Origin of the sequence: Aquirufa avitistagni, assembly GCF_042715545.1 — a bacterium.
Lineage (GTDB): Bacteria > Bacteroidota > Bacteroidia > Cytophagales > Spirosomataceae > Aquirufa > Aquirufa avitistagni.
Map to the genome: position 1 here is coordinate 120,137 of NZ_JBBKXZ010000002.1, position 13,322 is coordinate 133,458.

General features: G+C 39.7%; 12 protein-coding genes. 5 read left to right on the plus strand and 7 right to left on the minus strand.

Annotated elements, in window-relative coordinates; translation table 11 throughout:
* Positions 1-156: 156 nt before the first annotated feature.
* Entirely contained in the window at positions 157-792 is a 636-nt protein-coding gene (locus tag U0R10_RS06315; protein ID WP_377983113.1) for a phosphatase PAP2-related protein, read from the plus strand.
* Here the strand turns inward: U0R10_RS06315 and U0R10_RS06320 are convergent.
* The 4 genes from U0R10_RS06320 to U0R10_RS06335 form a co-directional block, all read right to left on the minus strand.
* Positions 782-2,710 (minus strand): polysaccharide biosynthesis protein, encoded by a 1,929-nt coding sequence (locus tag U0R10_RS06320; protein WP_377983114.1) that lies wholly within the window; start codon positions 2,708-2,710, stop codon positions 782-784. The two genes, U0R10_RS06315 and U0R10_RS06320, sit on opposite strands and share 11 nt — an antisense overlap.
* A 65-nt stretch (positions 2,711-2,775) precedes the next feature.
* Positions 2,776-3,477: a WbqC family protein gene (locus tag U0R10_RS06325; RefSeq protein WP_377983115.1), complete on the minus strand. Its 702-nt coding sequence runs from the start codon at positions 3,475-3,477 to the stop codon at positions 2,776-2,778.
* Positions 3,478-3,481: 4 nt separating this feature from the next.
* On the minus strand, positions 3,482-4,504 hold the full coding sequence (gene thiL / locus U0R10_RS06330) for a thiamine-phosphate kinase (RefSeq protein WP_377983116.1): 1,023 nt from the start codon (positions 4,502-4,504) through the stop codon (positions 3,482-3,484).
* Between the two features lie 49 nt (positions 4,505-4,553).
* Positions 4,554-5,003, minus strand: coding sequence for a hypothetical protein (locus U0R10_RS06335; RefSeq protein ID WP_377983117.1), 450 nt, complete (start codon positions 5,001-5,003; stop codon positions 4,554-4,556).
* 91 nt (positions 5,004-5,094) lie between these two features.
* Here U0R10_RS06335 and U0R10_RS06340 point away from each other — a divergent pair, with 91 nt between their 5' ends.
* The 4 genes from U0R10_RS06340 (at position 5,095) to U0R10_RS06355 (ending at position 10,025) form a co-directional block, all read left to right on the plus strand.
* Positions 5,095-5,334, plus strand: a complete 240-nt coding sequence (locus U0R10_RS06340) for a cytochrome b5 domain-containing protein (RefSeq protein ID WP_377983118.1) — start codon at positions 5,095-5,097, stop codon at positions 5,332-5,334.
* On the plus strand, positions 5,331-6,179 hold the full coding sequence (locus U0R10_RS06345) for an N-acetylglucosamine kinase (RefSeq protein WP_377983119.1): 849 nt from the start codon (positions 5,331-5,333) through the stop codon (positions 6,177-6,179). The genes U0R10_RS06340 and U0R10_RS06345 overlap by 4 nt, the downstream gene beginning before the upstream one ends.
* Positions 6,180-6,259: 80 nt before the next feature.
* On the plus strand, positions 6,260-7,669 hold the full coding sequence (locus U0R10_RS06350; protein WP_377983120.1) for a TonB-dependent receptor: 1,410 nt from the start codon (positions 6,260-6,262) through the stop codon (positions 7,667-7,669).
* 79 nt (positions 7,670-7,748) lie between these two features.
* Positions 7,749-10,025: an ATP-dependent helicase gene (locus U0R10_RS06355; protein ID WP_377983121.1), complete on the plus strand. Its 2,277-nt coding sequence runs from the start codon at positions 7,749-7,751 to the stop codon at positions 10,023-10,025.
* Here the strand turns inward: U0R10_RS06355 and U0R10_RS06360 are convergent.
* The 3 genes from U0R10_RS06360 to gldE are packed head-to-tail and all read right to left on the minus strand — an operon-like array spanning position 10,015 to position 13,245.
* Positions 10,015-10,959, minus strand: coding sequence for a hypothetical protein (locus U0R10_RS06360; RefSeq protein WP_377983122.1), 945 nt, complete (start codon positions 10,957-10,959; stop codon positions 10,015-10,017). The genes U0R10_RS06355 and U0R10_RS06360 overlap by 11 nt on opposite strands.
* Entirely contained in the window at positions 10,956-11,912 is a 957-nt protein-coding gene (locus tag U0R10_RS06365; RefSeq protein WP_377983123.1) for a hypothetical protein, read from the minus strand. Before U0R10_RS06365 ends, U0R10_RS06360 begins: the two co-directional genes overlap by 4 nt.
* Entirely contained in the window at positions 11,893-13,245 is a 1,353-nt protein-coding gene (gldE, locus tag U0R10_RS06370) for a gliding motility-associated protein GldE (RefSeq protein WP_377983124.1), read from the minus strand. The genes U0R10_RS06365 and gldE overlap by 20 nt, the downstream gene beginning before the upstream one ends.
* Positions 13,246-13,322 lie beyond the last annotated feature (77 nt).

Here is a 13,322-nt window from a genome sequence, read left to right on the forward strand (position 1 = left end):
GGCTTTTTTATAGACGTTCCTCCACAAGAAAAATGAAGAAATGCCCCAGCAATGCCCAGTATTAATCCGACTTTTTTCAAATAGAAGCTCATATCCTTTTTAATTTTAACGTAGTTTTGAGAACTGAAAACCTAAGAAGCATAACGAATAAAGTGGATGAATAGTTTTAAAAAATCAATTCCTGCTACTTGGGCTACTGCCTGGCAAGATAAACAATTTCAGTGGCGTTTGATTTTAGCATTAGGGGTATTCGCTATTTTTCCATGGAAAGCAGCTGATTATTTTCAGTGGATTCAGAGCCGCGATGGTAAAGTTTGGCCAGATTGGATTTTAGCGCAAATCCCATCAGCTAATGTTTCCTACCTTATCTTCGGAATCATTTACAGCAGTGTTATTTACTTATTAATACGTTTATTAGAAGACCCCAAACGCTTTTTATTATTTGCTTGGGCATTTAATATTGAAACACTCCTGCGATTTGCCAGCATCTATTTTGTCGCATTAAACCCTCCAAAAGGGTTAGTTGACCTACATGACCCAATCGCCGAACTATTTATATACCGAGATAGCCTTCCGATAACCAAGGATCTTTTCTTCTCAGGGCATACCGCAACGATGGTATTTGTCTGCTATTTTTTAACGGGAAATGAGCGGAAAATAAGTTTGATGCTAACTGGGGTTTTAGTCGCCCTATTATTAATTCAGCATGTGCACTACACTTGGGATATATTGGCTGCACCTGTAGCCACACTTGCTTCTATCTGGATTGCGAAACGACTGATTAGCGTTTGATACTCACCGACTTGCGGTCTAGTTTTTCGAAGACTGAATTGTTTGATTTATACTCGGGAATAACCTGCTTTATTTTAGCCACTAATTCATTATTTCCCCCATCAGCTAGCAATTGAAGCATTTCGGCTACTTGAATTTCCATAAATGCATAGGTAGGCGTATTTACTTTGGCAATCAAAATTTTGGGGTGGTGTGTTGGCAAAGAATTCTCATCATTATTCAACAACTCCTCATATAATTTTTCACCTGGACGCAGGCCAGTATACTTAATTTCGATGTCACGATCCACGCGCAAGCCACTCAGGGTAATCATCTTCTTTGCTAGGTTAACAATCTTCACAGATTCTCCCATATCAAAGACAAAAACCTCGCCACCTTCTCCCATGGTAGCTGCTTCAAGCACTAGCTCACATGCTTCTGGAATGGTCATGAAATAACGTGTAATTTCAGGGTGAGTGACCGTTACAGGGCCTCCGCGTTCAATCTGTTTCTTAAACAATGGAATAACGGATCCGTTAGATCCCAAAACGTTACCAAAACGTGTCGCAATAAACTTCGTGCGCATGCCTTCCAGTTGATTCATAGACTGAGTATACATTTCGGCAAAACGCTTGGTAGCTCCCATCACGTTGGTTGGATTTACCGCCTTATCCGTAGACACCATCACAAATTTATCTACCCCATTTTCAGCCGCTAATTCAGCTAATACCTGTGTTCCTATGATATTAATTTTTACCGCCTCATACGGGTTTTTCTCCATCAATGGCACGTGCTTATATGCTGCAGCGTGAAATACGATTCCTGGCTTATGGGTTTTGAAAATATAGGCCATACGCTGGTAGTCTGATACGTCAGCCACCTTAACAACTAGTTCTGTATTAGATGGTATCAACCCGGATAGTTCATATTCCAAATCGAACAACCCTGATTCTGCTTGGTCCACTAAGATAATTTTGGCGGGGAAATAGGCAATTAGTTGGCGTACAATTTCACTACCAATTGAACCGGCCGCTCCAGTTACCAAGATAGCCTGTGAATTCATTTCTTCACTAATCCGTTTATTGTTCATTTGGATCTCCTCGCGGCCAAGTAAATCTTCAATTTTAACGTTGTGAATTTGATTAATGGCAAATTCGCCACCGACCCATTTATCTACTGGTGGTAATGTTTTTACGACAACTCCCCGATCAAGAAAGACATCCGAAATCTTACGTTTTGCTTGTAGCCCAATGTTATTTATGGCCATGATGACCTGAAGTCCTTCGTAATTATCTACAAATTTGTCAAGCGCCTCCACCAGACTATACACACGAATACCTTCAATTGTCTTATTTATTTTTGATTCATTATCATCTATAAAACCAAGCACTTGGTAATTGATCCCACGATCATTTTGAATAACATTTTTGGTTAATAGGCCTGAATAACCCGCACCATAGATTAGCACTCCAACAGCAGGCTTAAATTCATTAATGAAGGACTCATAGAACGATTTAACGAGAAATCGAAGTGTCACCATCAAAAACAAACAGATGAAAAAATCAATGACTAGAATGGATAAAGGAACGTATAATAACATATCCAATCCACTGTAATAGCGCAGGGCAATCGAAAATAATGCGGCAATAAAAGTACCCGTAAAAACCGCTTTTAGAATCAATACAGCATCCTCAATACTGGTGTGCCGAATAATCCCTGTAAAGGATTGAAAATAAAGAAATGCACCGATTCGAATGAGGAAAAGAAATAAAAAGTGAAACTGAAAATTGTACAAATCAATTTCATGGTACCTAAAGTTCGTCCGCAATAAGGTTGCCAACGTAAAAGAGAACATGACAATCCCCAAGTCAATAACTAATACCAGCCACCTAGATAGGAAGCGGTTTGAGTATTTACGTATGAAGATGGACTGAGTCATAAGAACAAAGTTACCAATAACTTGATAAAATCGATATGAAATTTATTATACGGAGAAATGTGAGCTTAGTCTAATGTGTAGCATGTTAACATTTCGCGAATTCGAGGAATATCATTCCACATTAATACATCGATCATCGAAAGCCCTGCTAAATAAGCACCCCCATTTCCTTGAGCATATGCAGGCAGCTCACATTGAATAAATTTTAAATCAATACCCTTCTGTGCGAAACTAGGCTTAGTGTATAATTCTTTTCCGTTCGCAGCATTAATGTAAACCGACTCCCCAAAAGATTTAGTTATTTCAATCAATCGCTCTGCCCGCCCAATTTCTGTGGAAACTGTAAGCTCTGAGCTAAAATAAAACTTCTTAGTTAAGCCCAAATAATCCCAGGTAGCCTGAATACTATTACCTGCCAAATCAGCCAAACTGATAGGTTTTTCAACCAATACCCCCTCAATCAGCGTCATAATGGCATCCACATGCGGAGCTTTTTTATAAGCTGAACGCAGTTGTACTAAAAATTTTGACGGGAATTCAGTATTCCACGCGACGTTTGATTCCCGAATTGTTTTATTCTGACTTTGCTTTTCAAGCGGGATTGTAAACATAAAGTCCTGCCCTTGCATCCAAATACGATTACGATTAATCCATCCCTTTTTAATGAACATGACGTCATCATACAAAACAAAATGATCTGCTGCCTGAACTAATTGAAAATAGCCCAAGTAAGGAAAAAAATAAGGTTGCATGATCGCTACTGCCATAGCTTTAAGCGCCGAATCCGGGAGCCGTTAGGTTAACCAACTGATCTGATTTCATGACAATGACACGCTCATCTTGCTTATCAGTCATGTATCCAATCGCCGTAACATCCGATATTTTTTCTACTTTCTCATAGTCGGCCTGCGAAACCGTAAACACCAACTCATAATCTTCGCCTCCATTCAATGCAGCTGTCAAAGGGCTTAGGTTAAATTCCGTTGCCGACAAATATGTCTCATCGTCTATTGGAATGTTTTTTTCGAAAATACGCGCCCCTGTGCCTGAAGCGTTACATAAATGAATAATTTCCGCAGCTAAGCCATCTGAACTATCGATCATCGACGTGGGAGTTACGCCCAAATCACGCATCTCGTGAATGATGTCAAAACGCGCAACAGGTTTTAGCTGACGTAAGACCACATAACTTTTATTGTCTAATTCCGGCTGCATTTCCGGATTTGCTAAAAATACTTGCTTTTCACGCTCCAACGATTGCAAACCAAGTAAAGCCCCTCCAAAATCTCCTGTCACACAAATGACGTCATTGGGCTTCGCTCCACTGCGTTTCACTAATTGGGGTGCATCCACTACGCCAATCGCAGAGACAGAGATGATTAATCCTTGGGGGGACGCCGTGGTGTCACCACCTACAAGATCTATTTTATACTCTTCGCAGGCATTTTTAACACCGCGATACAATTCTTCTACTGCCTCCACTGAAAATCGATTACTCAAACCAATACCTAAAACCAATTGGGCAGGAATCGCGTTCATAGCCGCCAAATCAGACAATGCTACACTCACAATTTTATATCCTAAATGCAAGAGTGGTGTATAGGAAAGATCAAAATGTACCCCTTCAATTAGTAATTCCGTCGTGGTAACTGTTAATTTACCACCCGAATTCAATACCGCAGCGTCATCTCCGATACCTACAGAAGTCCATCCTTGATGCGATTTAAATGGTTCAGCCAGTCGATCGATTAATCCAAACTCACCTATACTTCCTATTTCTGTTCTGTTTTCCATATATAAAAAAAGCCGCCCCAAAAGACGGCTATAAATTCAAAATAACCAATTACGGGTTAACCAATGCTAAATTAACGCGTTTATTACTTGCCTTGATGTAGGTCGTTAATGTCTCTAAACCTAATGTGGTGGCGGTAGGCGTGCCAACAATCCGAAATTCAAGCGTACCGCTTGTTCCCGTGGGAGCTCCTTCTGAACCTTTCAGATTACTCAAAGTAATTTTAGAATTATCGGTTGCTAACACATAAGTCCCTGTAAACTGCTTTCCATCAAACTCCGTAAGTGTTACAGATCCCGCTACACTAAGATCTAATTTGAATTGTGCATATCCATTAACAAGGTTAGAGCTTCCTCCTTTCGTGTACTGTGTGGTTCCATCCCATTGCGCCGAGCTAACTGACCAAGATTTCTTAATTAATTCCGAAACAGGTGTTGGCTCATCTTTGCTACATCCGAATAACATGAAAGCTGCAATTGCAATCCAAATAAAATTTTTCATCGTACATTTTTTTACGTTGTAAAATTAAAAATCTTTAGGAATAAAACGGGGTTTGGCTCTTTTTATTTAGTTTCGTACAAATTAAAAACCCGTGTTAAACGAGCTTCCTCAATTTACTAAATCCCAATTATCCCTTCGAAATGGGCAAGATAAGCCTGAAATTTGGATCGCGTTTCAAGGACTCATTTACGATATGACTACCTCGAAATTGTGGAAAAATGGAAAGCATTATGAACATTGGGCAGGCCAGGATTTAACATCTGAGTTAGCTGATGCTCCACACGCCGAAAATGTTTTTGAAAAATTCACGCCAATCGGGAAACTAATATGATTTTAATTGTAGAAAGCGGTTCAACAAAAACAGAATGGCGGTTTATTGCTGGTCCTAATCAAGCGTACGAAAGTTTCTTTTCAGCAGGAATCAACCCCTATTATCAGTCGGCAGATGAAATTACCTCTGACCAAAAGCCCACATTGGACAAATTAGCTCAAAAGAATATCCAACACGTTTTTTATTATGGAACAGGGGTCACTGATGACTCCAAACGAGAAGTTGTCCAGCAGGCCCTTCAACCGTTTATGGGCAAGGCGACCATCCAAGTGGCGAATGATTTAGTCGCTGCAGGAATTTCATTATGTGGTGATGAACCAGGAATCGCATGCATTTTAGGGACAGGAGCGAACTCCGGATATTTTGAAGGAGGAAAATTGACAGAGCAAATTCCCCCACTTGGATTTTGGCTAGGCGACGAGGGAAGCGGAGCCAATCTAGGCAAGCGGCTAATTCTCGCCTATTTACATCATGAATTACCTAGTGATTTACGGGATATGTTTATCAAACGATTTGGTACCTTAACCCGACTTGATATATTCGAACATGCGTACCAAAAAGAATTCCCCAATCGATGGTTCGCCACCTTTTCAAAGTTTCTATTTGATCATCGGAAACATCCATTTTGCTATGCAATGATAGAAAAAGCATTTCAAGATTTTTGCCAGTTGTATCTAATTAAGTATGAAGCTTCGAAAGATGTGCCCATACATTTTACGGGGTCGGTCGCATTCTATTATTCAGATATACTCAAACGTGTTGTCTCGAGCTTTGGCCTGCGCGTCGGAGTAATTAGTGAGGCGCCAATGGCAGGGCTGACACTTTTTCACAAAAAAATGATTTAGGATTTTTTCAAGAAAATGAGCCAAGCTTGGGGAATATTTTTTAAATTGCGGCTTGCCTAAACATCATCAACAAATCACGCATGACAGCTTCTATGAAGTCCATTGGGACGAAACAAAAAGCATTAAATATCAACTTAGATCGAAGTATCTACGGGTCATTCGCCGAAATTGGGGCTGGTCAAGATGTAGCTGCCAATTTCTTCAAGGCAGGAGGAGCTTCAGGAACTATAGCAAAAACGATTTCTGCCTATGACATGGCATTTTCTGATGCCATATACGGAGAGGAAGAATCTGGTAAATATGTTTGCGAACCGCGTTTAATGAAAATGTTAACGCGTGAGTTTAAATTGTTGAGGGTTCGATTAACGGAAACGGCCAACGAGAAACGTTTTTTCGCTTTCGCTAATACCGTTTCCGCATTAAATTATCAAAAAACAAACGATGCGCATGGTTGGATAGGATTACGCTTCCAATTAAAACCTAATGGCCCAGTAAACAATGTAGTCATCCACGTAAACATGTTGGATAATGACAATATTTTACAGCAACAAGCCTTAGGAGTTATTGGAGTTAATTTATTGTATGGTTGCTATTTCTTACACGCAGATCCAGAAAAATTATTGCTGTCATTATTGGACGACCTCTCCACAGATCGCATTGAAATAGATATGATTCGTTTCGAAGGGGATGATTTTGCGGACGTGGATAATCGGTTAATGTCGTTGTATTTAGTTAAACACGGATATACTCAGGCAGCCGTTTTTGGACCAGATGGCACCGTCATGCAACCTTATGATGCCTTAGCGAAAAAGCATATTGTAGCAATTCGCGGTCGCTTCAGACCTGTTACAAACATCTTTTTAGATATGTTGAAAAAAGGTCAGGCACAATTCGAGCAAGAATCTGATGTGGATGATGATAAAATATGTGTGCTTTCGGAATTAACCTTACGCAGCTTAGAAGATGGATCACATCACATTAATGAAAAGGATTTCCTTGACCGCGTAGATATTTTATGTTCACTCGGACAGACTGTACTTATTTCGAATTTCCACGAATACTTCAAACTAGTAGCTTTCTTAACCAAATTTTCTCGCCTAAAAATGGCCTTGATTATGGGTATGCCAAACTTGGAGTACATATTTGAAGAAAAACACTACAATCAAAACGACGGTGGGATTTTATCGGCATTTGCATATTTATTTGGCCCGAATATAAAATTGTATTTGTACCCAACGATTGATGATGGAGGTGCGGTACTTAATTTAAAGACATTCAAAGCGGCGCCCCATTTACGCGGTTTATTGCAATATTTAATCGATAATAAGAAGTTAGAGGATATTAAAAAGTCAGACGAAAAATTGATGAATATCCGCACCGATAAAGTTTTAGCAATGATCCAACAAGGCGCTGGAGACTGGGAAAAGTTAGTCCCAGAATCCGTTGGCAAACTGATTAAGGAACATGCATTGTTTGGTTTTCCTCAGTAACAAATTATCAGTTTAGCGGCCCGAAAAAGATCAAAATTTCCCTATTTTTGTTGCCCGATTGAACAATAAAAATCACCCTATGGATTATTTGGCAGGCCTTAATGTGCCCCAGCGTCAAGCAGTTGAACATATCGACGGCCCTTTAATGATTATCGCTGGTGCAGGCTCGGGGAAAACCCGCGTTTTGACCTACCGAACTGCCTATTTAATTGAGAAAGGTGTAGATCCATTTAGCATCCTGTTACTAACATTTACGAATAAAGCTGCTGGCGAAATGCGCCATCGGATTGAAAATGTAATCGGAACCCAGGCTAAAAATATTTGGATGGGCACATTCCACTCCGTTTTTGCTAAAATCTTACGTTTTGAGGGTACGCGTTTAGGCTACACGTCCAACTTCTCAATTTATGATACAGATGATTCGAAATCGTTGATTCGAGCACTCATCAAAGAGCAGAACTTGGATGATAAAATATACAAAGTTAACCTTGTGCTAAATCGGATTTCTAATGCAAAAAATAGGCTGATTGGACCGGATCAATACATGGCCAGCTCCGTATTAGAACAGGAAGATCGCTATGCAAAAATCCCGATGATGGGTCAGCTTTACAAATTGTATGGCCAGCGCTGTTTTCAAGCGAATGCGATGGATTTCGATGACCTCCTTTTTCAAACCAACATACTTTTTAGGGATCATTTAGATGTTTTAAATAAATACCAGCACAAGTTTAAACATGTGATGGTGGATGAGTTTCAGGATACTAACGTGTCTCAATATCTGATTACGAAAAAACTATCGGCAGTTAATCAAAACATCTGTGTGGTAGGTGATGATGCCCAAAGTATTTATGCCTTTCGTGGTGCCGACATCCAAAATATTCTGAATTTCGAGCGTGATTATCCTGATTTGACAACAATCAAATTAGAGGAAAATTACCGTTCAACGAAAGCTATTGTTGCTGTTGCAAACTCAATTATTGCACGCAACAAAACGCAGTTGAAAAAAGATGTATTTACCTCGAACGAGGACGGGGACCAAATTGAAATTATTCGGGCGGGTAGCGATAATGAGGAAGGGCGAATTATTGCATCGACTATTTTAGAAACGCGTCAGCGTGATGGGTTGATCTGGTCGGACTTTGCCATTCTTTATCGAACAAATGCGCAATCACGTTCTTTCGAAGAGTCACTTAGGCGACTAAATATCAAGTATAAGATCGTAGGCGGATTATCTTTTTACCAACGGAAAGAAATTAAAGATGTTTTAGGCTACCTGCGATTTGTTGTCAATCAACAAGATGAAGAAGCGTTTAAACGTATTATCAATTTACCCAAACGAGGTATTGGCGATACAACTATTGCAAAAATAGCCATTACTGCAGCCGAGCAAAATACGTCTGTTTGGGATGTTGTGGCTAATATTCAGCAATTTCAAGGAGTACGTGGCACTGCACCAATCGAACAATTTGCCGACTTAATTAAGTCCTACAAATTAATGGTCGAAGTCGAAGGAAAAGATGCCTATGAAGTTGCCAGCCATGTAGCTAAAACCTCAGGCTTAGTGCGTGAGCTTTATGAGGATAAAACGGTAGAAGGACTTGCGCGTTACCAAAACGTCCAAGAATTATTAAATGCTGTCAAGCAATTTGTAGATTCGGAGGAAAACGAAGATAAATCACTGGCTACCTTTTTGCAATCCGTTTCCTTACTGACAAATGCAGATACCACGGAGGATCCAAATGATACCGATAAAGTTACCTTGATGACTGTCCACTCAGCTAAAGGACTCGAATTCAAACATGTATTTTTAGTTGGCCTCGAAGAAGACTTATTCCCAAGTCAAATGATGCTTCAAAGTCAGGCCGACTTAGAGGAAGAGCGTAGATTATTCTATGTGGCAATTACTCGGGCAGAGAAAAAACTAATGATTTCGTATGCGGAATCGAGGTATCAGTTTGGACGATTAAAATCATGCGAACCTAGTAGGTTTATAGATGAATTAGATAGCACCTATTTGAAAATGGCTAAAACGCCAGGCAAAAAGGATGTGTCTAATTATCGCCCAGTGCAAAAAACAGGATTTGTCGAGAAATCTACAAATGTCTCAGCAGCGCAATTGATACAGAAACCCAAGCAAAATACAAATTACCAACACGTCCCCTCAGCTGATTTCAAGCAATCGGATCCAATGAGTTTACAGGAAGGCCAACGGGTCGAGCATCAAAAATTTGGGTTTGGAACGATTGCTAAACTTGAAATCAATGGTGCTGAGCGGAAGGCCCATATCACATTTGAACAAGGAGTGGGCGAGAAGACGCTCTTATTAAGCTTCGCCAAATTGATGATTATTTCTTAGGTGTATAAAAAATGTGTACTGGACTCGTCTGACTAGCCAATTCGGAAATTGTACTATATCCATTCCCGTTGCGATCAAAGGCAACCGCCTCACCTTGAGGCTCAAGTGCACTCGGCACAACCTGTGGTTTGCGGCGTAATGCGTCCGCTATGGATTCGTTCTTTGATTTTTTCCAATAATAAATTTCTAAATAATTCCGAATCAAAATCTCTTCATTAGTTACAGCCACATCTCCACCCGTGATAAAATACAACTGCTTTAAAATTGCTAGGTTAGATGTTGGCACAGAAAAATTCAATTCCCGAATAAACTCAGCTTCATGTAACTTTTTTTCGTAGACAAAAGCTTCTGCTGGTATTCGATATAAATGCTTACTGTCTTCGCGCTTTGAAATCAAAAACATATCGCCGGAAACTTGATCAACTAAAAGGCATTCCAAATCACGAGAACCATCTGGCAACTGAAAATGTATCGTTTGAGTTCCATTAATTACGCGAGTCAATGGATTAGATAGTGTAAGGGAAGGCTCTAAAAATCGATGAATGGAATACACTGATTGATTACCGGCATTATCCCCAATATCCGCAATGTAAATATAGGTTTGACCTGTTGAATTTTGCCAACGTCCTAAGGCTTCCCAATCACGATTTCGTAATCCATTAATTAAAAACTCAACTTTCCCTTGTCCGGCTTGATCCACTAAAAAAATACGATTGAGATCTTCCGAGTCATTAATTACCCAATATGAATTGGGATTTCGCCACGAAGCAACCATCCCTGACGCCTCATCCAACTCTAAGTTCGAAATCACACCTAAATCTTGAGTAACTCCAAAACTGGTACCCGACAACTTAGGATTGTTGACATAAAATGATTGACTAGCCCAAATCAATACACCTACCAAGACCAGCCTCAATTGACTATGTAACCTCACTTTTTCTTGTAAAAATATAAGCGAGCTGCGCTTCCCTCTCCAAGGGTATAGTAACCAGATCCATCAGCTGCAAAACTAACAGCCTCTCCTTGAATTTCTTGGCCCGTTCCATCTGAATTGATCCCAGCGTAAGTAACCTTTACAGGTGGTCTTTTTAATGCTGAAGGAATTGATTCTCCGGAACTCCGCTTCCAATAATTCATTTCATAATAGTTCTTGATTAATATCTCCGAATTATCAGCGGATACTGCGCCCCCAGAAATGTAATTAACCGCAATAACACGCGGATCTGAAATGATTGGAGTAGAAAAAGTTAGTTCTTGGACAAATTCTGCTTGTACATTGGCCGAAGGAATAACACTGGAAGCTGGAATTTTATATAGGCGCTTATTGTTTTCTCTTTTGGATACGATAAAAATGTCTTTGGTTTTTTGATCCATCAAAAGACATTCCATATCGCGTGCGCCATCAGGTAATTTAAATTTTAAAAAATTAACTGTACTAATTTTTGACGAAGTCCCCGAATTTACAACGGGTTCTTTGAACCAGTAAATTGTGTAATCCGCGTACGCAGCATTATTGTCGCCAAAATCAGCCACATAAACGGTTGCCGAACCGTCAGATTCTCCCACAATGGCCATATCTTCCCAATCGCGATTTTGGGTCCCCACTAATTCAAAAGTGCGAAGCCCTTTTCCTTTATCATCAAAATAAAATAGGACATTGGGATTGCCAGAATCGTTATGGGACCAAAAATATCCTGGGTTCACACGACTTGCGGCTAATCCAGATGCCTCTGAAAGCCCTGGATTCTCTACATCGCCTAGATCAATCGACGCGAGAAATGTTGAACTTGCTGTGTCTGGTGCAACAGGAACTAGACTAATGTCACACGCATTTAGCCATAAAGAGCTAAAACATAATATGCTGATTTTAATTAGTCGCTTCTTCATCCTGTTTTTCTTGCATTGCTACTTTAACATGAACTTTTTTAACTCGGCGCAAGTCAACGGATTGCACCTTGAATACAAATTTGTCAAACGAAATTTCCTCGCCCGCGTTGGGAATTCGAGCAAATAATTCAATCATCATCCCGCCTAACGTTTCACTCTCACCTCGAACTTTTTCAAAATATGTACTATCTAAATCAAACACCTTACCAAAATCATTCAAAGAGGTTTTAGCTTCAAAAACATAGGTAGAATCATCGATACGCTTGTAATCTTTCGTCTCATCATCAAACTCATCGTTAATCTCTCCTACAATCTCCTCGATGATATCCTCCATGGTAACAAGCCCCTCAGTTTCACCATATTCATTAACCACAACAGCCATATGAACGCGCTTTTCTTGAAAATCGTACAACAAATCATCGATTTTTTTATTCTCTGGCACAAAAAACGGTTGGTGTAGTAGTGATATCCAATCAAAGGATTCGTCTTTGTCGACATGCTTTAATAGATCTTTGATATATAAAATCCCTTCAATTTTATCAATGGTATCTTTAAATACAGGCACACGGGAATACCCATTTTTATTGATTTTATCCATCAACTCATGAAAATCCATTTCAGTATCAAAGGCAACAATATCACGACGCGCTTGCATCACAGATTTAACCGATGTATTTCCGAAATTCAAAATACCACGTAAAATGTCCTTTTCTTGTTCGGTTGTATTTTCGTCCGTGGTTATCTCTAAAGCATGATTTAATTCATGCGCAGTTAGCGTATATGACTTTTTTTCAATTCGTTTTTCAATCAAATTAGAAATCGCCAATAATGACTTGGCCAATGGCAAAAAGATCAGCGTAAAAAACTCAATGAATGGTGAAGTAAATAGGGCAAACTTAAGATTGTTTTGTTGGGCCCACACTTTGGGAATTAATTCCCCAAAGAAGGTTATAATGAATGTGACGCCAACTAATAAAAACAATGTTACGACTAAAGTTCCCACAGATTGTGGCCCTAAAATCAATTCTGTCAGGTAATTAGCTAGCGTAATGAAAATAATATTCACAAAATTGATGGCAATCAACAGCGTAGCGAGCAATTGTTGAGGTTTATCAAGTAGGATGCTGACAGCCTTCTCAGCAGATTTATCACTTTCGCGCAACGCGATGCGTTGGTCCGCATTTAAGGAAAAAAAGGCTACCTCAGAGCCAGCCAATAAAGCAGATAGGCCGAGTAAGGCAAGTAAGATAAGGCCAATAACGAATACTGAAGTGTAGTTGAGCTGAGGCTCAAGAATGGTTACTAATTGAATCGTATAGGGGTCGGCGTCCATGTTATATAATGCACATTTGATGCAAATTTAAGAAAAAGGGAATAGAGTGGCCTATTATTCCCTTTTTCTTACATAAA